This window comes from Stutzerimonas kunmingensis, from assembly GCF_021432085.1.
GTDB lineage: Bacteria > Pseudomonadota > Gammaproteobacteria > Pseudomonadales > Pseudomonadaceae > Stutzerimonas.
This window is the reverse complement of sequence record NZ_CP090366.1, coordinates 3817704-3843798: the sequence shown is the minus strand read 5'-3', so window position 1 is coordinate 3843798 and position 26095 is coordinate 3817704. Positions and strand designations below refer to the sequence as shown.

At 65.4% G+C, this 26095-nt stretch carries 23 protein-coding genes; 15 read left to right on the top strand and 8 right to left on the bottom strand.

Translation table 11 applies throughout. The features are described 5' to 3' along the window. Nucleotides 1–31: 31 nt before the first annotated feature. Together LW136_RS18270 and LW136_RS18265 are read right to left on the bottom strand one after the other, a co-directional pair. Entirely contained in the window at nucleotides 32–1318 is a 1287-nt protein-coding gene (locus LW136_RS18270) for a BaiN/RdsA family NAD(P)/FAD-dependent oxidoreductase (protein WP_419586378.1), read from the bottom strand. A gap of 19 nt (nucleotides 1319–1337) precedes the next feature. Beyond that, complete coding sequence (locus LW136_RS18265) at nucleotides 1338–2258, bottom strand: histone deacetylase family protein (RefSeq protein ID WP_042924603.1); 921 nt, start codon at nucleotides 2256–2258, stop codon at nucleotides 1338–1340. 70 nt (nucleotides 2259–2328) lie between these two features. On the opposite strand from LW136_RS18265, the gene LW136_RS18260 reads away from it, so the two are divergent. The 3 genes from LW136_RS18260 to LW136_RS18250 all read left to right on the top strand — a co-directional run bounded on the left by LW136_RS18260 (nucleotide 2329) and on the right by LW136_RS18250 (nucleotide 4440). Continuing rightward, nucleotides 2329–2895 (top strand): GNAT family N-acetyltransferase, encoded by a 567-nt coding sequence (locus tag LW136_RS18260; protein WP_234173409.1) that lies wholly within the window; start codon nucleotides 2329–2331, stop codon nucleotides 2893–2895. 76 nt (nucleotides 2896–2971) lie between these two features. Continuing rightward, entirely contained in the window at nucleotides 2972–3841 is an 870-nt protein-coding gene (gene tesB / locus LW136_RS18255; protein ID WP_041014940.1) for an acyl-CoA thioesterase II, read from the top strand. Next, a complete protein-coding gene (locus tag LW136_RS18250; RefSeq protein ID WP_042927781.1) occupies nucleotides 3838–4440 on the top strand; it encodes an HAD family hydrolase in 603 nt (200 codons plus the stop codon). Before tesB ends, LW136_RS18250 begins: the two co-directional genes overlap by 4 nt. Before the next feature lie 213 nt (nucleotides 4441–4653). Here the strand turns inward: LW136_RS18250 and ypfJ are convergent, their stop codons facing one another. Continuing rightward, nucleotides 4654–5511, bottom strand: a complete 858-nt coding sequence (gene ypfJ, locus LW136_RS18245) for a KPN_02809 family neutral zinc metallopeptidase (protein WP_234173407.1) — start codon at nucleotides 5509–5511, stop codon at nucleotides 4654–4656. Between the two features lie 130 nt (nucleotides 5512–5641). Next, nucleotides 5642–6079, bottom strand: a complete 438-nt coding sequence (locus LW136_RS18240) for a DUF411 domain-containing protein (RefSeq protein ID WP_023444629.1) — start codon at nucleotides 6077–6079, stop codon at nucleotides 5642–5644. 190 nt (nucleotides 6080–6269) lie between these two features. On the opposite strand from LW136_RS18240, the gene LW136_RS18235 reads away from it, so the two are divergent. Then, complete coding sequence (locus LW136_RS18235) at nucleotides 6270–6830, top strand: DUF4345 domain-containing protein (protein WP_234173406.1); 561 nt, start codon at nucleotides 6270–6272, stop codon at nucleotides 6828–6830. Here the strand turns inward: LW136_RS18235 and LW136_RS18230 are convergent, their stop codons facing one another. The 4 genes from LW136_RS18230 to LW136_RS18215 all read right to left on the bottom strand — a co-directional run bounded on the left by LW136_RS18230 (nucleotide 6831) and on the right by LW136_RS18215 (nucleotide 11071). Then, nucleotides 6831–7526, bottom strand: coding sequence for a Crp/Fnr family transcriptional regulator (locus tag LW136_RS18230; protein WP_234173403.1), 696 nt, complete (start codon nucleotides 7524–7526; stop codon nucleotides 6831–6833). A gap of 82 nt (nucleotides 7527–7608) precedes the next feature. Beyond that, on the bottom strand, nucleotides 7609–8394 hold the full coding sequence (locus LW136_RS18225; RefSeq protein ID WP_234173388.1) for a type IV pili methyl-accepting chemotaxis transducer N-terminal domain-containing protein: 786 nt from the start codon (nucleotides 8392–8394) through the stop codon (nucleotides 7609–7611). A 171-nt stretch (nucleotides 8395–8565) separates the two neighbouring features. Continuing rightward, nucleotides 8566–9174, bottom strand: a complete 609-nt coding sequence (narL, locus tag LW136_RS18220) for a two-component system response regulator NarL (RefSeq protein WP_234175281.1) — start codon at nucleotides 9172–9174, stop codon at nucleotides 8566–8568. Continuing rightward, the gene (locus tag LW136_RS18215; protein ID WP_376781404.1) at nucleotides 9152–11071 is read right to left on the bottom strand and encodes an ATP-binding protein; all 1920 of its coding nucleotides are present in this window, start codon (nucleotides 11069–11071) and stop codon (nucleotides 9152–9154) included. The genes narL and LW136_RS18215 overlap by 23 nt, the downstream gene beginning before the upstream one ends. Nucleotides 11072–11395: 324 nt before the next feature. On the opposite strand from LW136_RS18215, the gene LW136_RS18210 reads away from it, so the two are divergent. The 11 genes from LW136_RS18210 (at nucleotide 11396) to LW136_RS18160 (ending at nucleotide 26083) form a co-directional block, all read left to right on the top strand. Continuing rightward, the gene (locus LW136_RS18210) at nucleotides 11396–12997 is read left to right on the top strand and encodes an MFS transporter (protein ID WP_234173385.1); all 1602 of its coding nucleotides are present in this window, start codon (nucleotides 11396–11398) and stop codon (nucleotides 12995–12997) included. A 15-nt stretch (nucleotides 12998–13012) separates the two neighbouring features. Further along, nucleotides 13013–13471, top strand: coding sequence for a universal stress protein (locus LW136_RS18205; RefSeq protein ID WP_011912084.1), 459 nt, complete (start codon nucleotides 13013–13015; stop codon nucleotides 13469–13471). A 14-nt stretch (nucleotides 13472–13485) separates the two neighbouring features. Then, entirely contained in the window at nucleotides 13486–14973 is a 1488-nt protein-coding gene (locus LW136_RS18200) for an MFS transporter (RefSeq protein WP_234173384.1), read from the top strand. Nucleotides 14974–15078: 105 nt separating this feature from the next. After that, complete coding sequence (locus LW136_RS18195) at nucleotides 15079–18834, top strand: nitrate reductase subunit alpha (protein ID WP_234173382.1); 3756 nt, start codon at nucleotides 15079–15081, stop codon at nucleotides 18832–18834. Nucleotides 18835–18844: 10 nt separating this feature from the next. Continuing rightward, a complete protein-coding gene (gene narH, locus LW136_RS18190) occupies nucleotides 18845–20383 on the top strand; it encodes a nitrate reductase subunit beta (protein ID WP_234173380.1) in 1539 nt (512 codons plus the stop codon). A 3-nt stretch (nucleotides 20384–20386) separates the two neighbouring features. Beyond that, nucleotides 20387–21142, top strand: coding sequence for a nitrate reductase molybdenum cofactor assembly chaperone (narJ, locus tag LW136_RS18185; protein WP_234173371.1), 756 nt, complete (start codon nucleotides 20387–20389; stop codon nucleotides 21140–21142). Then, nucleotides 21135–21926 carry a respiratory nitrate reductase subunit gamma gene (gene narI, locus LW136_RS18180; RefSeq protein WP_058063803.1) on the top strand — a complete coding sequence of 264 codons (792 nt, stop codon included), beginning with the start codon at nucleotides 21135–21137 and terminating at the stop codon, nucleotides 21924–21926. Before narJ ends, narI begins: the two co-directional genes overlap by 8 nt. Nucleotides 21927–22007: 81 nt before the next feature. Continuing rightward, nucleotides 22008–22967, top strand: a complete 960-nt coding sequence (locus LW136_RS18175; protein WP_234173370.1) for a peptidylprolyl isomerase — start codon at nucleotides 22008–22010, stop codon at nucleotides 22965–22967. A 108-nt stretch (nucleotides 22968–23075) separates the two neighbouring features. Next, nucleotides 23076–24065, top strand: coding sequence for a GTP 3',8-cyclase MoaA (gene moaA, locus LW136_RS18170; RefSeq protein ID WP_234173369.1), 990 nt, complete (start codon nucleotides 23076–23078; stop codon nucleotides 24063–24065). A gap of 243 nt (nucleotides 24066–24308) precedes the next feature. Continuing rightward, nucleotides 24309–24854, top strand: coding sequence for a molybdenum cofactor biosynthesis protein B (gene moaB, locus LW136_RS18165; RefSeq protein ID WP_179484810.1), 546 nt, complete (start codon nucleotides 24309–24311; stop codon nucleotides 24852–24854). Continuing rightward, the gene (locus tag LW136_RS18160; protein WP_234173363.1) at nucleotides 24851–26083 is read left to right on the top strand and encodes a molybdopterin molybdotransferase MoeA; all 1233 of its coding nucleotides are present in this window, start codon (nucleotides 24851–24853) and stop codon (nucleotides 26081–26083) included. Before moaB ends, LW136_RS18160 begins: the two co-directional genes overlap by 4 nt. The last annotated feature ends 12 nt before the right edge of the window (nucleotides 26084–26095 follow it).

Sequence of the window (26095 nt, the reverse complement as noted above, 5' to 3'; positions counted from 1 at the left end):
CCGGGACAGCCGGCCGCCGCTCACCCGTCGATCAAGCCTGCGCGGCTGTGGGCCGATCAGCCCGCAGCCAGCGCAGCATTCCCTCGGCCGCGGCTCGGCCACTGGCAAAACAGGCGGTCAGCAGGTAACCGCCGGTCGGTGCCTCCCAGTCGAGCATTTCCCCGGCGCAGAACACCCCAGGCACCTGTTGCAGCATCAGGTTGGCATCCAGCGCTTCGAAGGGCACGCCGCCGGCGCTGCTGATCGCTTCGTCCAGTGGGCGCGGGCGGACCAGGCGGATGGGCAGTGCCTTGATCGCCGTGGCCAGGGTCTGCGAATCCTGAAAGGACACGGCATCGGTCAGCTCGCGCAGCAGTGCCGCTTTGACCCCATCGAGCTTCAGCTGGCGGTGCAGATGCTTGGCCATGGATTGCGAACCCCGCGGTCTGGCCAGGGCGCTGGCGACCTGCGCCAGGGTGCGATCCGGCAGCAGGTCGAGCAGCACGGTGGCGCCGCCGTCACGGTTGATGGCCTCGCGGATCGGTGCCGACAGCGCATAGACCAGGCTGCCCTCGATACCGGTCGCGGTAAGTACGAACTCGCCCTTGCGCGGCGCGCTACCCGGTAGGGCGAGGCTGACCGTCTTCAGCGGCGCGCCGGCGAACTTGTCCCGCAGATGGGCGCTCCAGCCTTCCACCTCGAAGCCGCAGTTGGCCGGCTGCAGCGGTGCGATGGCAATACCGCGGGCTGCGAGCAGCGGCACCCAGGCGCCATCGGAGCCCAGTCGTGCCCAGCTGCCGCCGCCGAGGGCGAGCAGGGTGGCGTGTGCGTCGATCAGGCTTTCGCCTTGCGGCCCGGCGATGCGCAGCGCACCGGCCTCGTCCCAACCCAGCCAGCGCTGGCGGGTATGAATGTGTACGCTGTTTTCACGCAGGCGCTTGAGCCAGGCGCGCAGCAATGGCGCGGCTTTCATGTCGGTGGGAAATACCCGGCCGGAACTGCCGACGAAGGTGTCGATACCCAGCCCGTGAATCCATTCGCGCAGCGCGGCGGGTGTAAAGGCGTCCAGCAGCGGGCGCAGCTCGCCGGCGCGTTCGCCGTAGCGGCTGACGAAGGCGGAGTAGTCCTCGGCGTGGGTGATGTTCATGCCGCCGACCCCGGCCAGGAGGAACTTGCGGCCGACCGAGGGCATGGCGTCGTACAGATCGACACTGACGCCCGCCTGGCCGAGCACTTCGGCGGCCATGAGGCCGGCCGGGCCACCACCAATGATGGCGACGCGAAAGGAAGAAGCGGGCTGGGGCATGGCGGCAACCGGGCAGGCGAGCAGGGCGGGCATTGTAGCCGCTGACGGGTGCTCAGCCGAGTCCGTGGCGCTGCCAGGCCGAGTGGGCGCTGACATGCAGGGTCGCGTGGCGACGCGCGAGCAGGACGCGGTCCTTGTCGTAGCCACCGCCGATTAGGCCGACCACGGGAATGTCGCGACCCAGGCAGTGATCGAGCACCGCGCTGTCGCGTGCGGCGAGTCCTGCGTCGGTCAGCGAGAGCAGGCCCAGAGCGTCGTCGCGGTGGACGTCGACGCCAGCGTCATAGAGCACCAGGTCCGGCTGATAGATCGGCAGCAGGTAGTTCAGGGTGTCATGAACCACCTTGAGGTAGGCCTCATCGCCCATGCCGGGTGGCAGCGGGATGTCCCAGTCGCTATGGGCCTTGCGCGTGGGGAAGTTCTTTTCGCAGTGCAGCGAGACGGTCACCGCGTCCGCCACGGTCTCCAGGATGCGCGCGGTGCCGTCGCCCTGATGCACGTCGCAATCGAAGATCAGTACGCGGCCGACGCGTCCGCTTTCCAGCAGGTAGAGCGCGATCACCGCCAGGTCGTTGAAGATGCAGAAGCCGGACGCATGGTCGTGATGGGCATGGTGGGTGCCGCCGGCCAGGTGGCAGGCCAGGCCATGCTGCAACGCCTGTTCGGCGGCCAGCAGCGAACCGCCTACCGCCCGCACGGTGCGCTGCGCCAGCTCCGGGCTCCAGGGCAGGCCGAGGCGGCGCAGCTCGTCGCGACCCATCGCGCCGCTGCAGTAGCGCTCTACGTAGTTGCGCTCGTGCGCCAGCGCCAGAATGTCATGGCTGCACAGCTCGGGGCGCAATAGCGCTGCGTCTGTGGTCAAACCCAGGGCGACCAGATGGTCGCGCAGCAGACGAAACTTCTCCATGGGAAACCGATGGCCCGGCGGCAATGGCGGGCTGTAATCGTCGTGAAATACCAAGGGAAGCGACATGAACCACGCGTGTTCGATGGATGTGCGCCGCAGTATGCAGGCTGGCCGTCGGAGCGCTCAAGGAGCAGGGATGGTTGAACGACTCGCACTCGAAAGCACGCGCCTACGGCTGCGCAACTGGCATGACGAAGACCTCGATCCGTTGGTGCGGCTCTGTGCCGACCCGGAGGTGATGCGCTACAACCCGGCGCGGTGGTCCCGGGATGACTGCGCCGCGCTGATGGTGCGCAGCAGGCTGCATCTGCTGCGCAATGGTTTCGGCCTGTGGGCGCTGGAGCGCAAGGACAACGGCGCCTTCATCGGCTATTGCGGGCTGGTCTGGTCCGCCTTGCCGCTGCCGCTGCCGCTGCCGAACGCGGTCGCCGAGCTGCGCTGGGCGGTGGCTTGCGAGCACTGGGGGCAGGGTCTGGTTCGCGAGGCCGCGCAGACGGCGCTGAAATGCGCATTCGGCGCGCTGGGGCTGGACGAGGTCGTGGCCTGTGTCTCGCAGATCAACGAACCGGGCAGGCAACTGCTGGAAGGGCTCGGCATGCGCCCGGAACCGGCCACCACGTTCGGTCATCCGGACGTTTCGCCCGAGCACCCGCTGCACACCCAGGTGCTCTACCGGCTGCGGCGGGACGATTGGCGACAATGAGCACTGTTGCTGGAGCGTTGCCGGCGAAATCCGTAACATGGCGCGCCCGTACGAGCCCCCTATCAAGGAAGCCGAAATGACCCAGATACTCGACGCCCTGGTCAACCTGCTGACCCTGGAACGCATCGAGGAGAACCTGTTCCGCGGTGCGAGCCAGGACCTCGGCTTTCCCCAGCTGTTCGGCGGCCAGGTGCTCGGCCAGGTCATCTCCGCCGCGAGCCAGACGGTGACGCCGGAGCGCCATGTGCATTCGCTGCACGGCTATTTCCTGCGCCCCGGCGACTCGCACCAGCCCGTGGTCTATGACGTCGATCGCGTACGCGACGGCGGCAGCTTCACCACGCGGCGGGTCAGTGCGATCCAGAAGGGCCAGACTATCTTCACCGGCATCGCCTCGTTCCAGGCAGAGGAAACGGGCTACGAGCATCAGTTGCCGATGCCGGACGTGGTCGGGCCGGACGATCTGCCCAACGAGTGGGAGCTGCTGCACAAGCTGTCGCCGATGGTGCCCGAGCGGGTGATGGAAAAGCTGCGCCGGCCCAAGCCCATCGAGATCCGCCCGGTCACGCTGGTCGATCCTGCCAACCCGCAGCCCATCGAACCGGTCCGCCACCTGTGGTTCCGCGCCGACGGCGCGCTGCCCGACAGCCCGGCGCTGCACAAGTACCTGCTGGCCTACGCCTCGGACTTCAGCTTTATCGGCACCGCGCTGCAGCCGCACGGCGTCAGCTCGTGGAGCAAGTTCATCCAGCTAGCCAGCCTCGACCATGCCATCTGGTTCCATCGTGAGGTGAAGCTGGACGACTGGCTGCTGTACTCCATTGACAGCCCCTGGGCCGGCAATGCGCGCGGTTTCGCCCGCGGCAGCATCTTCAACCGCCAGGGCCAGCTGGTCGCGTCCGTCGCGCAGGAAGGGCTGATCCGCGTGCGCGAGGACTGGATGTGAAGATCGCCGAGGTCCGTCACTGGGTGTTCGACATGGACGGCACCCTGACCATCGCCGTGCACGATTTCGCCGCGATCCGCCGCGCGCTGGAGATTCCCGAGGAGGACGACATCCTCCATCACCTGGCGGCGTTACCTGCCGAGGAGGCCGCCGCCAAGCACGCCTGGCTGCTGGCGCACGAGCGCGAGCTGGCCTGCGCGGCGCGCCCGGCAGAAGGCGCTCGCGAGCTGCTGCATGCTCTGCGCGAGCGCGGCTGCCGACTTGGAGTGCTCACTCGCAATGCCCAGGAACTGGCCAGGGTGACTCTGGACGCGGTCGGCATGGGGGACTGTTTCCTGCCCGAGGACATCCTCGGTCGCGACGAAGCGCCGCCCAAGCCGCATCCGGGCGGGCTGCTGCATCTGGCGGAACGTTGGGGCGTGGCGCCGTCGGCGATGCTGATGGTCGGTGACTACCGCTTCGACCTGGAGTGCGCTCGGGCGGCCGGCGCGCGTGGCGTACTGGTCAACGTGCCGCACAACGAATGGCCGGAACTGGCCGATCTCTATGCCCCGGATTGCCGGGTGCTGCACGGGCTGCTCTCTTCGGGCGAGATCTGAGCGCGGCGCGACGGGGAACGGGGCGCACACCGAAGTCACAGCCATTTGCGGGCGAGGCCGCTGCCGCATTCGGGCCGTGCACGAGTCAGGTCGTGCACAAGCCCGTCGCCAACCCTGTTCTCCCGCCGCCTGCAGCAGGTCGCGCGCAGCCGGTCCGAACCCCGCATGACCACGTAGAAGCGACCTTGCTCGCGAGGCTCCCGTCGCCGTCTATTACAGCCGCGTCGCCTTGAAGGTGTCGCAGCGCGCCGGATCGCCATGCTCGAAGCCATCACGGAACCAGCGCACCCGTTGCGCCGAGGTGCCGTGGGTGAAGGCATCGGGCACCACGCGGCCCTGGCTGCGCTTCTGCAGGTTGTCGTCGCCGATGGCATTGGCGGCGTTCAGCGCTTCTTCCAGGTCGCCTTCTTCCAGCCAGTCGTGGCGTTGCTGCGCGTGATAGGCCCAGACTCCAGCGAAGCAATCGGCCTGCAGCTCCTGGCGGACCAGCAGGCCTTTGTCGCCTTCCATCCTCGCGCCGCGCTGACGGGCGCTCTGCATCTGCTGGGAAACGCCGAGTAGGGTCTGCACGTGATGGCCGACCTCATGGGCGATCACATAGGCCTGGGCGAAGTCGCCGGCGGCGGAGAAGCGCCGGGCCATCTCGTCGAAGAACTGCAGGTCGAGATAGACCTGCTGATCGCCGGGGCAGTAGAACGGGCCCACCGCCGAGCTGGCGAAGCCGCAGGCCGAGTTCACTCCGCCGCGAAACAGCACCAGGGTCGGGTCGCGATACTGAGCGCCAGCTTGCTGGAACAACGCACGCCAGGTGTCTTCGGTGTCGCCGAGAATCGCCCGGACGAATTCGGTCTGCGGGTCATCGCCGGCCGGCCGCTGGCTCTGCTGGGAGACGGCCGGGCCGCCCTGGTTGGCCAGCTGGCCGAGGATCTGCAGCGGGTCCTGGCCGGAGAGCAGGCCGATGATCACCACGATGGCGATGCCGCCCAGGCCCAGTCCGCCGCCAAGGCGCATGCCGCTGCGGCCTCTGGCGTCCACTACATTGTCGCTGCGTCGGGCTCGTTTCCAGCGCATGGGGGTGTCCTTCTGAACGGTTGACGGGTTGAGGGCGCAACACCGAAGCGGCGCCTGCCTCCCGTTAAGACCCGTACGGCGCGAAAAAGCTGCAGCGCGGACCGCACTGCATTCGCAGCGGCGCGATGGGTCAGTCGCCGGGGTATTCGGAGAGCACGCGCTCCTCGCCCGCCTTGCTGACGCCGATCACCTTGAAGGCGTCCTTGCGCTCGCCCATCTCCATGCCCGGCGAGCCGATCGGCATGCCGGGTACGGCCGCGCCAATCAGGTCCGGTTGCGCACGCAGCTTGAGGATGTCGGCGGCAGGAACGTGGCCTTCGACGAACTTGCCGTCGATCACCGCGGTGTGACAGGAACCGAGGCGGTGCGGGATGCCGTGTTCCATCTTTACCGAGGTCATGTCGTTGACCACGTGATCGCTCACGGAAAAGCCGTTGTCCTCCAGGTGATCGATCCACGCTTCGCAACAGCCGCAGTTGGGGTCACGATAGACGTCGATGGCAATGGGCTCGGCGGCCTGGGCGAACCCGGCGAGCAGGACGGGAAGCAGCAACAGAAGACGGCGCATGGGAACCTCCTACGAGCGAGAGGCCCAGAATACGCCGGGTTGCGCCCATACCCAAGGTGCGGCGGGCGGGCCATTGTCACTATCGACGTCGCGCGGGAGCGTCGGCCGGAGTACCGGGCGCAGAACAAACCGGCCGCCTGACAGTCCCATGCCAATCGGAATAGCGAGTCGCACATCAGGAGAGTTTTCGATGCGTTTTGCCCGTTTCGTTCTGCTCGCGCAGGCGCTGGTGATGGCCGGTCTGAGCCTGGCTTACTGGTTTCGCCCCTACGAGATGGCCAATCTGAACGGCATGCTGCTGATGGAGGGCGCCTCGGTCAGCCACATGCGGGTCTACTACGGGGGCCTGCAACTGGGGTTGGCACTGTTTCTGATCTGGGCCGCGCGCGCCCCCGAGCGTGCGCGACCGGCCTTGATGATGCTGATGATCACCATGACCGCGCTGGTGCTCGGGCGCTTGGTGTCGCTGTGGCTGGATGGCGGTGAGCTGGTCGGTTTCGATCTAGCATCGCTGTTCTATCGTGTGCTGGCCGCCGCCCTTGCCGCCGCTGCCTGGCATCTGATCCGCGAGCGCCCGGAGCCTGAGCCGGAGCGCCTCGAGCCGGCCACGCGGAGACTGGTCAGCGAGCCGCCGAAACCCTTCAAGCTTGGCGATGGTCCGCCGCCGGTAGAGCCGCCGCTGGTCGAGCCGGCACCGGTTGAAGTCGCCCCGCAGCCGTTCCGTCGTGGTGACCCCGACGTCCAGGGCTGATCAAGCGGCTGCTTCGAGGTAGGCCGAGAGGCTGCGCTGGTCGAGGATCTCGATGCGCCGCCGCTGCACGGCGATCAGCCCTGCGTCGGTCAGGCGATGCAGGATGCGCGACAGCGTTTCCGGTTGAATGCCCAGCTGCGAGGCGATCAGGCGTTTGGGCAGGTCGAGGTCGATCACACCGCTGCGCGCTGCCTGCAGTTCCTGGAACAGGTAACGCACCACGCGCTGGCAGACGTTGGACGAGGTCAGGCTGTCGATCTGATGCAGCCGCTGGTTGAGCCTGTCGCTGAGGCTGCTGAGCAGCTGCATGCACAACTGAGGCTGGGTCTCGAGCAAACGCAGGTAGTGGGCGTTCTGCACGTTGAGCACCAGGCTTTCCTTGAGGGTGGTGGCGCTCAGCGGATGTTCGGGCTGCTTGTTGAAGAGCATCGCCTCGGCAAAGGCCTCGCCCGGCCGGACTACCTCGATGACCTTCTCCTGACCATCGCAGGTGACCCGGTGCAGCTTGACCTGGCCGTTGATCAGCACGTGAAAGTGCTCGGCCGCGTCGCCTTGATGGAACAGCGTGCAGCCGGCTGGCAGGCGCTTGACCGTGGTATGCGCCGCGAGGTTCAGCAGAGCCGTCTCGGCCAGCCCATTGAACAGATGATGACGGCGCATCGTATTGAGCACTGCAGAGCCGGTCAGCATGGCCATCCCCCTTCCTTTCGATGAACGGCATGCTAGGTCGCGCCGTGCGGGCAGGCCATACCTCTTTCTGGGCAGGGTAGGTAGTCGATCAGCGGCTGCTGCCGGCCAGTCGCTCATAGTCCAGCGTCAGTTGTTCGATCTTGCGCAGCAGTGAATCGCTGGTGGTGACGATCACCGTCGGGACGAAGCGCGCATCGTCGGCGAGGCTGAAACCGGCCCGGGCGAAGCGCCATTGCGCGCCGATCTGATCGAGCTGGCGGTTGATCTGCTCGGTGTTCTGCGGCGCCTTGTTCAGCTCGTCCAGGCCGCGCTCGAACTCCGCGACTGCCGCATCGAAATCGCCGCGCAGGCGCTGTTCCGGCAGCTTCCAGGTCATCGCCAGATAGAGCATGGCGATGCGCTGGCTGAGCATGCGCTGGCGCCCGCTGCGGTTGACCAGGCGAGCCGCCTGACTGCCGCTGTGGCGCTCGATCTCCTGCACCAGCGTTTCGCTCTGGCCGAGGAAGCGCTCGGCCAGGCGCAGCAGCTCGGCGGACTGTTCGCGATCCGGTTGGGTCAGGGCCAGCTGGCGATACTGATGCCAGGTCTGCGTGGCGTCTTCCAGCGCCTTGCGGATGGCATCGTTGGCGGCGTACTCGTCGAGCAGCTGGGCGTTCTCCTCGACGCTGGCAATGCTGCTGTCGAGCTGGCTGGCGGCAAGATCGACGCGGGTATCGGTGCCGATCATCAGGTAACTCTTGGCGATGCGCTGGCCGAGCATGCGCTGCATGCCGGCGCGGTTGACCGCCTCGGCGTCGCTGATGGCCGCCTGGCAGGGCAGGCTGGCGGCCAGCAGGCCGAGTAGCAGGGAAGTGGGCAGCAGAATCTTGAACATGGAGCGCTCCTTACGTCCGGATGGGCGCGATGCTGACCACACGGTCAGGTCGGTTGGGGACGAGAAGATAGAGCGCTTCGCGGTGATGGCATTGATGATTGTCAAGGGGACGGCAGCGGCTTCGCGAGTTGAGCGATCACGCACAAAACTGCTGCCGGGCGACGGTGCCGGTCAGCCCTTCGCTTCGTTCTCCAGCACCCAGACGGCTGCCTCGACCCGCGAACGCAGGCCCAGCTTGTGCAGCAGGTTCTTCACGTGGACCTTCACGGTGCCTTCGGTGATGCCGAGCTTGCGCGCGATCATCTTGTTGCTCTGGCCCTTGGCGATCAGCCGCAGAACTTCCTTCTCGCGCTTGGTCAGGCTGGAAAACTGCACCTGGCCGGTGGGCTTGGGACGCACCCGGATGGCCTCGGCGAGCACCTGGGTCAGCTCGGGGCTGAGGGCCATGCGGCCGGTGGCGGAGATGCGGATCTGCTCGATCAGCTGTTCGGCGTCCATGTCCTTGAGCAGGTAGCCATCGGCGCCGTTGCGCAGGGCTTCGAGGACATGACTCTGTTCGTCGGAGACGGTGAACATGATGATCCGTGCATCGATGTCCGCGTCGCGCATGCGCCGGGTGGTCTCCAGGCCGTCAATGCCCGGCATGTTCAGGTCCATCAGGATCAGATCGGGCTCGATCTCCTGAGCCAGGCGAATGGCGTCTTCACCGTTGCCTGCCTCGCCGACCATCTCCAGGTCGTCTTCCAGTTCCAGCAGGTCACGCAGGCCCCGACGCATCATGGGATGGTCGTCGACCAGCAGGATTCGTGTGGTTGTCCCTTCGTTCATGCGAGACAGGCTCCTGTATTAGGGGAATGTGGCGATAGGCAGGCGGAAAGCGCAGGTGGACCAGGGTGCCGCCGCCGGGACGCAGGCCGATGCTGATGCTGCCGTTCAGGCTGCTGGCGCGCTCCTGCAGGATGATCAGGCCGTAATGGCCGGCGCGCTGCTCTTCGGGGCGGATGCCGATGCCGTCGTCCTCGATTCTGACGTGGATGGTGCCATTGCTGTCCTGGGTCAGGCTCAGCCAGCAGCGGTCGGCCTCGGCGTGCTTGACCACATTGCTCAGCGCCTCGCGGATGATCTGCAGGCAGTGCACTTCCTCGTTGGGCGTCAGCGGACAGTGGTCGAGGCGGTAGTCGCTCAGAATCTGCAGGCCGGAGTTGGCACCGAATTCCTCGATGGTTGCCTGCACCGCCGGTCGCAGCCCGGGTTCGTTGACCTTGATGCGGAAGGTCGTCAGCAGCTCGCGCAACTGGCGGTAGGCCGCGTTCAGGCCCTGGTCGATCTGCTGCACGCTGTCGTCCAGCTGCGCCTGGCTGCTTTCCTTCTGCATCAGGCGCTTGAGACGGGCCAGCTGCAGCTTCTGTGCGGACAACGCCTGGGCCAGCGAATCGTGCAGTTCGCGGGCTATCACCGCGCGCTCTTCCATCAGTGCCAAGCGTGCCTGCTTCTGGCCCAGCTGCGCGAGGCTCAGCGAGGCGGCGAAGAGGTCGGCGAGGGTGGTCAGCAGCAGGGTCTGCCAGGAGGCCAGCGTGTCGCCAGCCGGATAGGCGACGCGCAGCGAGCCGAGGTCGTCCTGACCGGAGCGCAACTCGAAGGTCATCAGTTCTTCGCCGCTGGGTAGCCGCCCCGACTGGTTGACCGGACAGGTGCCGCACTGCGGCAGCTTGCAGTAGTCGGGCGGCTGCAGGTCGCGGGAGGTCATGGCGGTGTGGCTGCCGGCGGCAGCCGAGCGGTTCAGGCACAGCGTGATGGGGCCGGTGCCGAGCACGTGCTGCACCTTGTTCAGCAGCGAGCCCATCATCTGGCTCGGGTCGTCGGGTTGGCTGTAGAGCATCCGTGCGCTGTTGAACAGCAGCTGCAAGGTGGCATTGCTGCGGGTCAGCGCGGCGGTCTTGTCATCGACCTTCTGCTCCATTTCCGCATAGAGGCTGGCCAGTTCCTGACTCATCTGGTTGAGCGTGCGGGCCAGCAGGCTCAGCTCGGTATCGCCGGGAATCTGCACCTGGCCGCTGAAGTCGCCCTTGCCGATGTCGCGGGCCATCTTGGTCAGGCTGCGCAGCGGGGTGGCCAGGTTGTTGTGCAGGCCGTAGATCAGGACGAAGGCGATCAGCACGATGACGAACAGCGTCCCGGCCTGCAGCGCGCGGATCACGCCGAGCTTGCCTTCGGAGGCCTCCTGAAGCGTCCGCACGAACACATTCAGCTCGCTGACGAACTCCGGCGCTTCCTGGCGATATTCCTCGAGCCGCGGCGCCTGCGCGTCCAGCAGTGGGCGCATGCGTTGCTGCCAGTGGCGTAGCACACCGGCATGCAGCGCGGGCAGTTCGGTCGCGCCGTGACGGTGCAGGGCCGAGCGCAGGGAGGCGGAAAGCAGGGTGCGTTCGAGCGTGACGATGCGTTCCTCGAGCAGCGCCTGCGAGCCCTGCTCGGCGGTGAACGCCAGACGATAGGCCTGCATGCGCAGGCTGCCGGCCTGGTTGATTGCCTCGGCGTCACCTTCCAGGGCATCGGCCAGATACAGGCTCGCCAGCATGCTGATCAGCGAAAAACCGATGATGACCACGAACGCCACCAGGGTGTTGAACACGATCGAGTGGCGGGTGGAGAGCTGCTCGCTTTCGGTTGGGGGCATGGGCTGATCGTCGCTCTGGCGGTGGTTCATTCTGCGCTCTGTCATCGGCTCTGGCCATGGTGCGGGAAGTACTCCCAATGCATTTGGACCCTTGCGATGCATATGAAGAGAGATCGGAAAAGTAAAATAACTCATTGATATTATTGAATTTATTTCAATGAATACGGAGTACTCCGTTAGAGGTAGGAACGACGTGTAAAGCAAATTGCCACTGGCCGTGTATTGACCTCGGTCAAATTCGGATCGATCCGCCCCGCTTAGCGTGCGAGCCATTCCTGATCCCGCTGCGTATGCCAGCGGGGCCCTGCGCCAAGAGGATCGACCATGAGCAATATCGAAAAGTGGGACGTGGAGGATCAGATCTTCTGGGACACCACTGGCAAGCGGGTCGCCAATCGCAATCTGTGGATCTCCATCCCGAGTCTGCTGATGGGCTTCGCCATCTGGCTGATGTGGGGCATCGTCACGGTGCAGATGCTCAACCTGGGCTTTCCCTTCGCGCCCGCCGAGCTGTTCACCCTGACCGCCATCGCCGGCCTCACCGGCGCCACCCTGCGCATTCCGGCGTCGTTCATGATCCGCATCGCCGGCGGACGCAACACCATCTTCCTGACCACCGCGCTGCTGATGATCCCCGCGGCCGGGGCCGGCTTCGCGCTGCAGAGCCAGGACACGCCGCTGTGGGTATTCCAGCTGCTGGCCTTCCTCTCCGGCATCGGCGGCGGCAACTTCGCCTGCTCGATGAGCAACATCAGCACCTTCTTCCCGAAGAATCAGCAAGGGCTGGCGCTGGGGCTGAATGCCGGCCTGGGCAACTTCGGCGTGACCACCATGCAGATCCTGATTCCGCTGGTGATGACCGCCGGCGTGTTCGGTGCAGCGGCTGGCGCGCCGATGGAGCTGATCAAGGACAGCGGCACGCTGATCGGCAAGATCGCTGCCGGCACTGATACCTGGATCCAGAACGCTGGCTGGGTCTGGCTGCTGTTTTTGGTACCGCTGGCCTTCGCCGGCTGGTTCGGCATGAACAACCTGCTGGTGATCTCGCCAACTCCGGGCTACCCGCTGAACGCCTTCGGCAAGATCCTCGGCCTCTACGCCGTGGCCTTCGTCGCCGCCGCCGTCGGTCTGTACCTCTACCTGCCCGCGCCGACCGGCCTCGGTGTGCTGAACATGTGGGGCGTGATGTTGCTGACCATCGGCGCGACGCTCGGCATGCTGCGCCTGCTACCAGGCAGCATCAGCCCGAACATCAAGCGCCAGTTCGCGATCTTCCGCGACAAGCACACCTGGTCGATGAGCATCCTCTACATCCTGACCTTCGGCTCCTTCATCGGCTTCTCCATGGCACTGCCGCTGTCGATCACGGTGATCTTCGGCTTCATGAACGAAGTCGGCGCCGACGGCGTGGTGACCCGCATCGCCAACCCCAACGCGCCGAGCGCACTGACCTACGCCTGGATCGGCCCATTCATCGGCGCCCTGATCCGTCCGCTGGGCGGCTGGATCTCCGACAAGGTCGGCGGCTCCATCGTTACCCAGGTCATCTCGGTGGTCATGGTCATCGCCTCGGTCGCTGCCGGCTACGTGATGCAACAGGCCTACAGCTCGGCCCAGCCCGAAGAGTTCTTCTTCCTGTTCCTGGTGCTGTTCCTGGTGCTGTTCGCCGCCAGCGGCATCGGCAACGGATCGACCTTCCGCACCATCGGCGTCATCTACGACCGCGAGAAGGCCGGCCCTGTACTCGGCTGGACCTCCGCTGTCGCCGCCTACGGCTCCTTCGTTGCCCCGATCGTGATTGGCGAACAGGTCAAGGCCGGCACCCCGGAAGTGGCGATGTACGGCTTCGCGGTGTTCTACGCGCTGTGCCTGATCCTCAACTGGTGGTTCTACCTGCGCCCCAACGCCTACGTGAAGAACCCCTGAGTCCGGAGAGCTGCCATGAACATCATGATTGCCTACGACAACTCGCGTAACGCCCGCAAAGCGCTGGACGCCACCCTCGAGATGTTCGGTCCGCTGAAGCCGCTGATCATGCTGATCGGCGTGGTGGAAGAGACCCGTGACACCAGCGATTCAGCGGTCGAGCTGTACGAGCGTGAGCGTCGCGAATTCCAGGCCTTCCTGCAGGAGGCGGCGGCCAAGGTCAGCGCCTTCGGCCTGGACGTCGACGTGATCCTCGCCGAAGGCGACGCCCGCAAGATGATCCTCAAGGCTGCCGAGCACAAGAAGCCGGACCTGCTGGTCATCGCGCGGCATTCCAACGAACCGGACGGCGGCTTCATCTCCCGCTCGCTGAATCTGCTGGTCGACGAGCTCGACTACATGACCTTCGGCAGCGTCAGCGCCTTCCTGGCCCGCCGGGCGCCTTGCCCGGTCCTGATTCAAGCCTGCCCCTGAGTGAGGAGCTCAACATGAGAGTTTCTACGCTGTTCGAATGGAAGCGCCCCGAGATCCGGGCCCTGCATCTGACCTGGATCGCCTTCTATATCTGCTTCTTCGTCTGGTTCGGCATGGCGCCGCTGGCCTCGAGCATGCTGAAAAGCGTGAACTGGCTGACGCCCGAGGATCTCAAGCTGTTCGCCATCGCCAACGTGGCACTGACCATCCCGGCGCGCATCCTGGTCGGCATGGCGCTCGACCGCTGGGGCCCGCGCCGGGTGTTTTCGGTGCTGCTGGTGGTGATGGCTGCGCCCGCGCTGTTCTTCGCCTTTGGTGACAGCCGCGTCCAGCTGCTGGTGTCGCGGCTGATCCTCAGCTCCATCGGTGCCAGCTTCGTGGTCGGCATCCATATGACCGCCATGTGGTTCAAACCCAAGGACATCGGTTTCGCCGAGGGCTTCTACGCCGGCTGGGGCAACTTCGGTTCCGCGGCTGCCGCCATGAGCCTGCCGGCCATCGCCATCCATGCCTTCGGTGGCCCGGAAGGCTGGCGTTGGGCGATCGCCAGCTCGGCGATCATCATGGCCATCTACGGCGTCTACTACTGGTTCGCGCTCACCGACGGCCCGGCCGGCACCATTCACCGCAAGCCGCACAAGGCCAGCGCGCTGGAGGTCAGCACCTGGGCCGACATGATCAAGCTGATCATCTGGACCATTCCCATGGTCGGTGTGCTCGGCATCCTGGTCTGGCGCATCGAGAAGCTGGGCTACCTCGGTTCCACCGGCGCGCTGATCAGCTACGCGGTGATCGCGCTGGTGGTGATCTTCCAGGTGGTGCAGATCCTGCGGGTCAACATACCGATCCTGAAGAAGGGCGTGCCGGAAGACGACAAGTATCCCTTCAACACTGTGGCCGCGCTGAACTCCACCTACTTCGCCAACTTCGGCGCGGAGCTGGCGGTGGTGTCGATGCTGCCGATGTTCTTCGAGCTGACCTGGGGCCTGACCCCGACCACCGCGGGCATCATCGCCGCCTCGTTTGCCTTCGTGAACCTGGTGGCGCGGCCCATGGGCGGGCTGGTCTCCGACCGCTTCGGCAACCGCCGCTTCGTCATGCTCGTCTACATGCTCGGCATCGCCGTCGGCTTCTTCCTGATGGGGCTGATGAACGCGTCCTGGCCGCTGATCGTCGCCGTCGCCATCACCGTGGCCTGCTCGATGTTCGTCCAGGGTGCCGAGGGTGCGACCTTCGGGATCATCCCCTCGATCAAGCGCCGGGTTACCGGGCAGATCTCCGGCATGGCCGGGGCCTACGGCAACGTCGGCGCCGTCTGCTACCTGACCCTCTACACCTTCGTGACCCCCTCGCAGTTCTTCATGGTGATTGCAGCCGGTGCGTTCGTCAGCTTCGGGCTCTGCCTGCTCTGGCTGAAGGAGCCCGAGGGGGCGTTCTCCGACGAGTACTACGTATCCAGCGTCGACCGCGAGTTGGAGGCCCGCCAGAAGCTCGCGTCCTGACGTTGCACCGAACGAATGCGCCAGCCACCTCGGCTGGCGTAAGCCGAGATTGATAAGCCGACCGGTCGGGCCAGTGGTTCGCAACCGGAGTGAGGAGAGAAACCAATGAGCCACTTGCTCGATCAACTGCGCTTCTTCAACAGGAAGCAAGGCGAATTCGCCGATGGTCATGGCGAAACCCGCATCGAATCCCGCGACTGGGAGAACGTCTACCGCTCGCGCTGGCAGTACGACAAGATCGTGCGTTCCACCCACGGGGTGAACTGCACCGGATCGTGCTCCTGGAAGATCTACGTGAAGAACGGCCTGATCACCTGGGAAACCCAGCAGACCGACTACCCGCGTACCCGCAACGACCTGCCCAACCACGAGCCGCGCGGCTGCCCGCGTGGCGCCAGCTACAGCTGGTACATCTACAGCGCCAACCGCCTGAAGTACCCCAAGGTGCGCAAGCCGCTGCTGAAACTGTGGCGTGAAGCGCGGCGCAACATGACCCCGGTGGACGCCTGGGCCAGCATCGTCGAGGACAAGGCCAAGGCCGAGTCCTACAAGAGCAAGCGCGGCATGGGCGGCTTCATCCGTTCCAGCTGGGAAGAAGTCAACGAGATCATCGCCGCCGCCAACGTCTACACCGTCAAGCAGTACGGTCCGGACCGCGTGGTCGGCTTCTCGCCGATCCCGGCCATGTCGATGGTTTCCTACGCGGCCGGTAGCCGCTACCTGTCGCTGATTGGCGGCGTGTGCCTGAGCTTCTACGACTGGTACTGCGACCTGCCGCCGGCCTCGCCACAGGTGTGGGGCGAGCAGACCGACGTGCCGGAATCGGCCGACTGGTACAACTCCAACTACATCATCGCCTGGGGCTCCAACGTCCCGCAGACCCGTACGCCGGACGCGCACTTCTTCACCGAGGTCCGCTACAAGGGCACCAAGACCGTCGCCATCACCCCGGACTACGCCGAAGTCGCCAAGCTCACCGACCTCTGGCTCAACCCGAAGCAGGGCACCGACGCCGCGCTGGCGCAGGCCTTCGCCCACGTCATCTTCAAGGAATTCCACCTCGAGAAGCCGAGCGCCTACTTCCGCGACTACGCCAAGCGCTACACCGACCTGCCGGTGCTGGTGCGCCTGAACGAGAAGGATGGCAGCTACATCGCCGACCGCTTCCTGCGCGCCTCCGATCTGGCTGACAACCTCGGCCAGGAAAACAACCCTGAGTGGAAAACCATCGCCGTCGACGGCACCACCGGCGAGCTGGTTTCGCCGCTGGGTTCGATCGGCTACCGCTGGGGCGAGAAGGGCAAGTGGAACATCGAAGCCCGCGAAGGCAAGGACGGCCGCGATGTCGACCTGAGCCTGACCCAGATCGATGGCGGCGAAACGGCCGAAGTTGCCTTCCCGTACTTCGGCGGCATCCTCCACGAGCACTTCCAGCACGCCGAAGGCGAGAGCATCCAGCTGCGCCGCGTGCCGGTCCGCAGCATCACCCTGGCCGATGGCAGCACCACCAAGGTCGCCACCGTATTCGACCTGATGGCCGCCAACCTGGGTATCGACCGTGGTCTGGGTGGCGCCAACGTCGCTTCCAGCTACGACGACGCCAGCGTGCCCGGCACCCCGGCCTGGCAGGAAGTCATCACTGGCGTGTCCCGCGAGAAGGCGATCCAGATCGCCCGTGAATTCGCCGACAACGCCGACAAGACCCATGGCCGTTCCATGATCATCGTCGGTGCGGCGATGAACCACTGGTACCACATGGACATGAACTACCGCGGCCTGATCAACATGCTGATGTTGTGCGGTTGCGTAGGGCAGACCGGTGGCGGTTGGGCTCACTACGTGGGTCAGGAAAAACTGCGTCCGCAGTGCGGCTGGCTGCCACTGGCCTTCGGTCTCGACTGGCACCGTCCGCCACGCCAGATGAACGGCACCAGCTTCTTCTACAACCACAGCTCGCAGTGGCGCCACGAGAAGATGAGCATCCACGAAGTGCTCTCGCCGCTGGCCGACAAGTCGCAGTTCCCCGAGCACATGCTCGACTACAACATCCGCGCCGAACGCGCCGGCTGGCTGCCGAGCGCGCCGCAGCTCAACCGCAACCCGCTGCAGATCTGCCGTGAAGCCGAAGCGGCCGGCATGTCGCCGGTGGACTACGTCACCCAGTCGCTGAAGGACGGTTCGCTGAAGTTTGCCTGCGAGCAGCCGGACAACCCGGATAACTTCCCGCGCAACATGTTCATCTGGCGCTCCAACCTGTTGGGCAGCTCGGGCAAGGGCCACGAGTACATGCTCAAGTACCTGCTGGGCACCAAGAACGGCGTGATGAACGAGGACCTCGGCAAGCGCGACGGCTTCAAGCCGCTCGAGGCCGAATGGCAGGAAGACGGCGCCATCGGCAAGCTCGACCTGGTCACCACCCTCGACTTCCGCATGTCCTCGACCTGCGTGTACTCCGACATCGTTCTGCCGACCGCGACCTGGTACGAGAAGGACGACATGAACACCTCGGACATGCACCCCTTCATTCACCCGTTGTCGGCAGCCATCGACCCGGCCTGGGAAGCGCGTTCCGACTGGGAAATCTACAAGGGCATCGCCAAGTCGTTCTCGAAGATGGCCGAAGGTCATCTGGGCGTGGAGAAGGATCTGGTCACTGTGCCGCTCCTGCACGACAGCCCCGGCGAACTGGCCCAGCCGTTCGGCGGCACCGACTGGAAAACCGCTGGCGTCGATCCGCTGCCGGGCAAGAACTGCCCGAACATGACCGTGGTCGAGCGCGACTATCCGGCGACCTACAAGAAGTTCAGCTCCCTCGGCCCGCTGCTCGACAAGCTCGGCAACGGCGGCAAGGGCATCAACTGGAACACCCAGGATGAAGTCGATTTCCTCGGCGAGCTGAACTACAAGGTCCGCGACGAGGGCGTCAGCCAAGGGCGTCCGCAGATCGAGTCGGCCATCGACGCGGCCGAGGTCATCCTCAGCCTGGCGCCGGAAACCAATGGTCACGTTGCCGTGAAGGCCTGGGCCGCGCTGTCGGAATTCACCGGCCGCGACCACAGCCATCTGGCGCTGCCGAAGGAGCACGAGGCGATTCGCTTCCGTGACATCCAGGCGCAGCCGCGCAAGATCATCTCCAGCCCGACCTGGTCAGGCCTGGAAGACGAGCATGTGTCGTACAACGCCGGCTACACCAACGTCCACGAGTACATCCCGTGGCGCACCATCACCGGTCGCCAGCAGTTCTTCCAGGATCACCCCTGGATGCAGGCCTTCGGCGAGCAGCTGATGAGCTACCGGCCGCCGATCAACACCCGCACCATCGATTACGTGAAGGGCAAGAAGAGCAACGGCAATACCGAAATCGTTCTGAACTGGATCACCCCGCACCAGAAGTGGGGCATTCACAGCACCTACTCGGACAACCTGATCATGCTCACCCTGAGCCGTGGCGGCCCGATCGTGTGGATGTCCGAAGTCGACGCCAAGAAGGCCGGCATCGAGGACAACGACTGGATCGAGTGCTTCAACGCCAACGGCGCCCTGACCGCCCGTGCAGTGGTCAGCCAGCGCGTGATGGAAGGCATGGTGATGATGTACCACGCCCAGGAACGCATCGTGAACGTGCCCGGCAGCGAGACCACCAAGACCCGCGGCGGCCACCACAACTCGGTGACCCGCGTGGTGCTCAAGCCCACCCACATGATCGGCGGCTACGCCCAGCAGGCGTACGGCTTCAACTACTACGGCACCGTGGGTTGCAACCGCGACGAGTTCGTCGTGGTACGCAAGATGGCCAAGGTCGACTGGCTCGACGGCCCGAACGGCAATGACCTGCCGCAACCCCTGCCGCAAGACATCTGAGGAATAGGCCATGAAGATTCGTTCACAAGTTGGCATGGTCCTGAACCTGGACAAGTGCATCGGCTGCCACACCTGCTCGATCACCTGCAAGAACGTCTGGACCAGCCGCGAAGGCATGGAATACGCCTGGTTCAACAACGTCGAAACCAAGCCTGGCATCGGCTACCCGAAAGAGTGGGAGAACCAGGACAAGTGGAAGGGCGGCTGGGTGCGCAATGGCGACGGCACCATCAACCCGCGCATCGGTGGCAAGTTCCGCGTGCTGGCGAACATCTTCGCCAACCCGGACCTGCCAACCATCGATGACTACTACGAGCCGTTCGACTTCGACTACCAGAACCTGCACACCGCGCCGATCTCCGATCACCAGCCGGTTGCACGTCCGCGCTCGCTGATCTCCGGTCAGCGCATGGAGAAGATCGAGTGGGGCCCGAACTGGGAAGAAATTCTCGGTACCGAGTTCGCCAAGCGTCGCAAGGACAAGAACTTCGACAAGATTCAGGCGGACATCTACGGGCAGTACGAAAACACCTTCATGATGTACCTGCCGCGCCTGTGCGAGCACTGCCTGAACCCGACCTGCGCCGCCTCCTGCCCGAGCGGTGCGATCTACAAGCGCGAGGAGGACGGCATCGTCCTCATCGACCAGGAGAAGTGCCGCGGCTGGCGCATGTGCATCAGCGGCTGCCCGTACAAGAAGATCTACTTCAACTGGAAGAGCGGCAAATCCGAGAAGTGCATCTTCTGCTTCCCGCGCATCGAGGCCGGCATGCCGACCGTCTGCGCCGAGACCTGCGTCGGCCGCATCCGCTACCTCGGCGTGCTGCTGTACGACGCCGACCGCATCCATGAAGTGGCCAGCACCGTCAACGAGCAGGACCTGTACGCCAAGCAACTGGAGATCTTCCTCGATCCGTTCGATCCGAAGGTCATCGATCAGGCGCTCAACGACGGCGTACCGATGTCGGTGATCGAAGCCGCGCAGAAGTCGCCGGTGTACAAGATGGCGGTCGACTGGAAGCTGGCTCTGCCGCTGCACCCGGAATACCGCACGCTGCCGATGGTGTGGTACGTGCCGCCGCTGTCGCCGATCCAGAACGCCGCCAGCGCCGGTCACGTCAGCATGGACGGCGTACTGCCGGACGTCGACAGCCTGCGCATCCCGCTGCGTTACCTGGCCAACCTGCTCACTGCAGGCGACGAGGAGCCGGTCAAGCTGGCGCTCAAGCGCATGCTCGCCATGCGTGCCTACAAGCGTGCCGAGCAGGTCGATGGCGTGCAGGACCTCAAGGTGCTGGAGAGCGTCGGTCTGTCGGTGGCTCAGGTGGAGGACATGTACCGCTACCTGGCCATTGCCAACTACGAAGACCGCTACGTGATCCCGACCGCGCACCGCGAAGAGGCCATGAGCGACGCCTTCGCCGAGCGTTCCGGTTGCGGCTTCAGCTTCGGCAGCGGCTGCTCGGGCGCCTCGAACACCAACATGTTTGGCGCGAAGAAGGCCAACCGCCGCGACATCATCAAGACCGTCCAGCTGTGGGAGGACTGAGCCATGCGCATCCTTAAAGTGATATCCCTGCTGTTGGACTACCCCGACCAGCACCTGCGCGACGGCCATGCCGAACTGGCCCAGGCCATCGGCGCGGCCCGCGAGATCAGCCCGGAGCAGCGCATCGCGCTGCGCCGCCTGCTCGACGAGCTGACCAAAGACGACCTGATGGACGTGCAGGAGCGTTACACCGACCTGTTCGACCGTGGCCGTTCACTGTCGCTGCTGCTGTTCGAACACGTGCATGGCGAGTCCCGCGACCGCGGCCAGGCCATGGTCGACCTGATGGCTCAGTACACCGAGGCCGGTTTCGACATCGGTGTACGCGAGCTGCCGGACTACATCCCGCTGTACCTCGAATACCTCGCCACCCGCGACGACCTCGAGGCCCGCGAGGGTCTGGCCGACGTGTCGCATCTGCTGGCGCTGCTGGCAGCGCGTCTGCAGGAGCGCGAGAGCCCGCATGCCGCGTGCTTCCGTGCGCTGCTGCAGATCGCCGGCGAGCCGGTGCAGGAAACCCTGGCCGGCCTGCAGGAGCAGGTCGCCGCCGAGGAACGCGACGACTCGCTGGAAGCGCTGGACAGGATCTGGGAGGAGGAACAGGTCGATTTCCTGAAGGCCGAGCAGCAGGATCGCTGCCCATCCATGCCGAGCGGCCCGGGCAAGGCTCGCGAGGAAAGCCCGGTGCCGTTGCACTGGACCGATTTCAAGCATGACGGGCAGGCCGCCGCGCTCGCCCAGGAGGTGCGCAATGTCTAACTTCAATTTCCTGCTGTTCGGGGTCTACCCCTATATCGCCCTGGCCATCTGTCTGATCGGCAGCTGGGCGCGTTTCGACCTGTCGCAGTACAGCTGGAAGGCCGGTTCCAGCCAGATGCTGTCGAACAACCGCATGCGCCTGGCGAGCAACCTGTTCCACGTCGGCATCATCTTCATCCTGGCCGGTCACTTCGTCGGCCTGCTGATGCCCGAGGCGATGTACCACTCGTTCATCACCAGCGGCCAGAAGCAGATCGTGGCGATGGTTTCCGGCGGCTTCTTCGGCATCCTCTGCCTGATCGGTCTGGTGATGCTGATCCATCGTCGTCTGACCGACGCTCGTGTGCGTGCCACCTCCAACACCAGCGACGTGATGATCCTCTTCGTGCTGCTGGCGCAGCTGGTGCTGGGTCTGCTGACCATCGTCGCCTCCACCGGCCATCTGGACGGTTCGGTGATGGTGCTGCTGGGCACCTGGGCGCAGAGCCTGGTCACCTTGCAGCCGGTCAAGGCTGCAGTCGCCATCGAGTCGGTCAGCGTCATCTACAAGCTGCACGTGTTCCTCGGCGTGACCCTGTTCGTGCTGTTCCCCTTCACCCGTCTGGTGCACATCGTCAGTGCCCCGGTGTGGTACCTGGGCCGGCGCTACCAGATCGTCCGCCAGAAGGGCGTCAAGCCGGCCATGCCGCGCCCGCAGCGCCCGCGCACCTACGAAGCCCCGGCCCGCGAAACCGCAGTGCCGACCGCTGTGCCTGCCACGGCAAAGAGCAAGACCCCGGTATGACCCTTGCCGGCTGACGCCTGGCGCGTCAGCCGGTCTGGCCGATCGGTTCGAAGGTTCAAGCGTCTTATCGAGGTAATCATCATGGGTTGTGGATGCGGTGGTAGCACAGGTGGAAGCGGCGGCTGCGGTGGCGGCGCGCGTCCGGAAATCGAAGTGCCGGTAGATGCCCCTCTGTTCGAGGAGCTGCCGCACGAGGAAGATAACGAGCCGGCTGCCGAGCAGGCATCCGGTGAGCCGCTGCTGATTGCCAGCAGCGAACAGGAATGGCCACGGGTGCGGGTCAATGGGGTGGCGATTGCCTCTCAGGCCATCGCTCAGGAATTGCAGTACCACCCGGCGGAAAGCCGCGAAGAGGCCGTCTACCTGGCGACCCAGGCGCTGGTGTTGCGCGAGCTGCTGCAGCAGCGCATCGGTGAACTGGGGCTGGTGGTGCGTGCCGAGGCTGGCGAAAGCGAGGAAGAGGCGGCCACCCGCACGCTGATCGAGCAGGAAGTGCCGCTGCCGCTGGCCGACGAGGCTGCCTGCCAGCAGTACTACAGCGGCAATCAGCAGCGCTTCTTCAGCGCGCCGTTGCTGGCCGCGCGGCACATTCTGCTGGCCTGCCCGGCGGATGATGCCGAGGCGCGCAGCCTGGCTCGCGAACAGGCGCTGCAGTTGATCGGCCAACTGCAGGCCGCCCCGCAACGCTTCGCCGAGCTGGCGCTGCAGCATTCGGCCTGCCCGTCGAAAGCACAGGGCGGTGCGCTGGGCCAGATCAGCAAGGGCCAGACGGTGCCGGAGTTCGAGCGCCAGCTGTTCCGTCTGCCGGTAGGCCTGTGCCAGCAACCGCTGGAGAGCCGCTACGGCTACCACCTGGTGGTCGTCGACCAGCGCATCGAAGGCGAGCAACTGCCCTACGAGGTGGTCGCCGGTTCGATTCGTGCCGAGCTCAACCAGCGTGTCTGGCAGATTGGCGTCAGCCAGTACCTGCAGAACCTGGTGGGTGCGGCGAACATCGAAGGCATCCTCATGCAGGGCGCCGAAACGCCACTGATGCAATAACGGCGGCTTGGCTCTACGTCTCGTGGATGACGCTTCACCCATCCATCGAGCAGGGCCATGGTGGATGACAAACGTCATCCACCCTACGAGGCTTCAGAGGTGTTATCGATGACTCAATTACGCGATGCCCACAACCGCCAGATCGACTACCTGCGCATGTCGGTGACCGACCGTTGCGACTTCCGCTGCGTCTACTGCATGGCCGAGGACATGACCTTCCTGCCGCGCCAGCAGGTGCTCGGTTTGGAGGAGTTGGAGCGCATCGCGCGCATCTTCGTCGGCTTGGGGGTGAAGAAGATTCGCCTCACCGGTGGCGAGCCGCTGGTACGCCAGGGCATCGTCGGTCTCTGCGAGCGCATCGCGGCCTTGCCCGGCCTGCGCGAACTGGTGATGACCACTAATGGCTCGCAGCTGGTCAAGCTTGCAGCACCGCTGGCGCGCGCCGGGGTCAAGCGGCTGAACATCAGCCTGGATAGCCTGGATGCCGCCAAATTCCACGCCATCACCCGCACCGGTCAGCTGCAGCAGGTGCTCGACGGGATCGACGCGGCGCGCGATGCCGGCTTCGAGCGGATCAAGCTCAATGCCGTGGTGATGAAGGGCCGCAACGCCGAGGAGGTCGCCGACCTGGTGGACTTCGCCATCGCCGGTGGGTTCGACCTGAGCTTTATCGAGGAAATGCCGCTGGGCGACGTCGGTCGTTCGCGCGGTGAGAGCTTCTGCTCCAGCGACGAAGTACGTGCGCTGATCGCCGAGCGCCATGCGCTGATCGATTCGGCCGAGCAGAGCGGCGGCCCGGCGCGCTACGTGCGCCTGGCGGACCATCCGCAGACGCGCATCGGCTTTATCTCGCCGCATTCGCACAACTTCTGCGCCACCTGCAACCGTGTGCGGCTGACGGTAGAGGGGCGCCTGCTGCTGTGCCTGGGCCACGAGAATTCCATCGATCTGCGCGCACTGCTGCGCCGCCATCCGACCAGCGACCAGCCGGTGATCGACGCTATTCACGCTGCGCTGCAACGCAAACCGCTGCGCCATGAGTTCTCCAGCAGCGGCGATGTGCAGGTGCTGCGCTTCATGAATGCCAGTGGTGGTTGAGGCGGGCGCCGGCATGGGCTACGAGTCAACCGTCTAATTCGCTACCATCGACCGGCATCCCCGGTTTGACCCACGTGCCCAGCTGCCGCAGCCGGGCCTTGTCGCAGAGCCAGGTCGCACAATCGCCTGCAGCGTTGTCAGACTCATGGCACCCGTGCCGCGCGGACATACCTCCAATGGGGAATGGGTTCGCATACGGCGCCGGTGCAGCCTGCGCACACATCTTCAAGGGAGTTTCGAGCCATGGCTCACCTGTCCAACACCGAATTCCAGCCCCTGAGCATTGCGGTGCTCACGGTGAGCGACACCCGCAACATCGATTCCGATACCTCCGGCCAGGCGCTGATCGACGGCCTGCAGAGCGCCGGCCATACGCTGGCCGAGCGGGCCATCGTCAAGGACGACGTCTGGCAGATCCGCGCCCGCGTCTGCAGCTGGATTGCCAGCGAGAACGTGCAGGTCGTGCTGGTGACCGGTGGTACCGGCTTCACCGCCCGCGACAACACTCCTCAGGCGGTACAGCCGCTGCTGGACAAAGACGTCGATGGCTTCGGCGAACTGTTCCGCTACGTTTCGCTGGGCGAGATCGGCACCTCCACCGTGCAGTCCCGCGCGCTGGCCGGCATGAGCAACGGCACCCTGGTCTGCTGCCTGCCGGGCTCGACCAACGCCTGCCGTACCGCCTGGAACAAGATCCTCGTCGAACAGCTGGACAGCCGCACCAAGCCCTGCAACTTCGTGCCGCACCTCAAGGCTTCCGCGGTCGAGTACTGCGGGCCACGCTCATGAGCGCCTGTGGCTGCGACACCAGTGGCCTGAAGCCGGTCGACGAGGCCATCGGCGAACTGCTGGCGCGGGTGCCGGCGCTGCCGCCGGTGGAACACGTCGCCTTGTCCGATGCTCTTGGCCGGGTGCTGGCCGAGTCGCTCGACGCACCTTTCCCGGTGCCGGCCTGGGACAACAGCGCGATGGACGGCTACGCCCTGCGCGCTGCCGATCTGCCGGCGGAAGGCGGCTGGCTGCCGCTGGCCGGGCGCATCGCCGCTGGTGATGCCGCCGACCAGCAACTGCCTGCTGGCCACGCCGTGCGCATCTTCACCGGCGCGCCGCTGCCGCCGGGCGCCGACACCGTGGTGGCGCAGGAGGATTGTCAGATCGAGGCTGATCGCGTGCATTTCCCCGGCGTTACCCAGGGCGCCCATGTGCGTCGTCAGGGCGAGGAACTGCAGGCCGGCGCCCCCGTGCTGCAGGCCGGCAAGCGTCTGCGCCCGCAGGAGATCGGTCTGCTGGCGAGCTTCGGCGTGGCCCGCGTCGCGGTCTATCGGCGCCTGCGCATCGGTTTGCTCTCCAGCGGCAACGAATTGCGCGAACCCGGCGAGCCGCTGGCGCCCGGGCAGATCTACAACTCCAATCGCTACTGTCTGCTCAGCGTGCTGCGCAGCCTCGGAATGGAGGTTCACGACTACGAAATCCTCGTCGACGAACTGGCCGCCAGCCGTGACGCCCTGGCGTTGGCCGCCTCCGAATGGGACATGCTGATCACCTCCGGTGGCGTCTCGGTCGGCGAGGAGGATCATCTCAAGCAGGCCATTCGCGAACTGGGCGAGCTGCACATGTGGCGTCTGGCGATCCAGCCGGGCAAGCCGCTGGCGTTTGGCGAGGTCAATGGCAAGCCGTGGATCGGCCTGCCCGGCAATCCGGCGGCGGCGCTGATCACCTCGCTGGTGGTGGCGCGGCCGTTCCTGCTCAGTGCCCAGGGTTGCACCGAGGTGCTGCCCAAGCCGCTGCGCCTGACCGCCGGCTTCGCCTGGCGCAAGCCGAACAACCGCCGCCAGTACCTGCGCGCGCGGCTGGAGCAGGTCGATGGCGAGATGCGCGTGTGCCTGCATCCGCGTCAGGGCTCAGCGATGCTGACCTCAGCGAGCTGGGCCGAAGGCCTGGCCATCGTCGAGCGCAACCGCACGCTGGAAGAGGGTGAGACGGTGGAGTATCTGCCGTTCAGCGAACTGCTCGGCTGACCCATGAAAACG

Coding starts and splice junctions, on each gene's coding strand:
- LW136_RS18175 (WP_234173370.1), top strand. CDS start 22,008: ATGGGTTGTGGATGCGGTGGTAGCACAGGTGGAAGCGGCGGCTGCGGT.
- moaB (WP_179484810.1), top strand. CDS start 24,309: ATGGCTCACCTGTCCAACACCGAATTCCAGCCCCTGAGCATTGCGGTG.
- narH (WP_234173380.1), top strand. CDS start 18,845: ATGAAGATTCGTTCACAAGTTGGCATGGTCCTGAACCTGGACAAGTGC.
- LW136_RS18205 (WP_011912084.1), top strand. CDS start 13,013: ATGAACATCATGATTGCCTACGACAACTCGCGTAACGCCCGCAAAGCG.
- LW136_RS18215 (WP_376781404.1), bottom strand. CDS start 11,071: ATGCCCCCAACCGAAAGCGAGCAGCTCTCCACCCGCCACTCGATCGTG.
- LW136_RS18270 (WP_419586378.1), bottom strand. CDS start 1,318: ATGCCCGCCCTGCTCGCCTGCCCGGTTGCCGCCATGCCCCAGCCCGCT.
- narI (WP_058063803.1), top strand. CDS start 21,135: ATGTCTAACTTCAATTTCCTGCTGTTCGGGGTCTACCCCTATATCGCC.
- narJ (WP_234173371.1), top strand. CDS start 20,387: ATGCGCATCCTTAAAGTGATATCCCTGCTGTTGGACTACCCCGACCAG.
- ypfJ (WP_234173407.1), bottom strand. CDS start 5,511: ATGCGCTGGAAACGAGCCCGACGCAGCGACAATGTAGTGGACGCCAGA.
- LW136_RS18235 (WP_234173406.1), top strand. CDS start 6,270: ATGCGTTTTGCCCGTTTCGTTCTGCTCGCGCAGGCGCTGGTGATGGCC.
- LW136_RS18230 (WP_234173403.1), bottom strand. CDS start 7,526: ATGGCCATGCTGACCGGCTCTGCAGTGCTCAATACGATGCGCCGTCAT.
- LW136_RS18265 (WP_042924603.1), bottom strand. CDS start 2,258: ATGTCGCTTCCCTTGGTATTTCACGACGATTACAGCCCGCCATTGCCG.
- tesB (WP_041014940.1), top strand. CDS start 2,972: ATGACCCAGATACTCGACGCCCTGGTCAACCTGCTGACCCTGGAACGC.
- LW136_RS18160 (WP_234173363.1), top strand. CDS start 24,851: ATGAGCGCCTGTGGCTGCGACACCAGTGGCCTGAAGCCGGTCGACGAG.
- LW136_RS18240 (WP_023444629.1), bottom strand. CDS start 6,079: ATGCGCCGTCTTCTGTTGCTGCTTCCCGTCCTGCTCGCCGGGTTCGCC.
- LW136_RS18195 (WP_234173382.1), top strand. CDS start 15,079: ATGAGCCACTTGCTCGATCAACTGCGCTTCTTCAACAGGAAGCAAGGC.
- LW136_RS18260 (WP_234173409.1), top strand. CDS start 2,329: ATGGTTGAACGACTCGCACTCGAAAGCACGCGCCTACGGCTGCGCAAC.
- narL (WP_234175281.1), bottom strand. CDS start 9,174: ATGATGCGTCGGGGCCTGCGTGACCTGCTGGAACTGGAAGACGACCTG.
- LW136_RS18225 (WP_234173388.1), bottom strand. CDS start 8,394: ATGTTCAAGATTCTGCTGCCCACTTCCCTGCTACTCGGCCTGCTGGCC.
- LW136_RS18210 (WP_234173385.1), top strand. CDS start 11,396: ATGAGCAATATCGAAAAGTGGGACGTGGAGGATCAGATCTTCTGGGAC.
- LW136_RS18200 (WP_234173384.1), top strand. CDS start 13,486: ATGAGAGTTTCTACGCTGTTCGAATGGAAGCGCCCCGAGATCCGGGCC.
- moaA (WP_234173369.1), top strand. CDS start 23,076: ATGACTCAATTACGCGATGCCCACAACCGCCAGATCGACTACCTGCGC.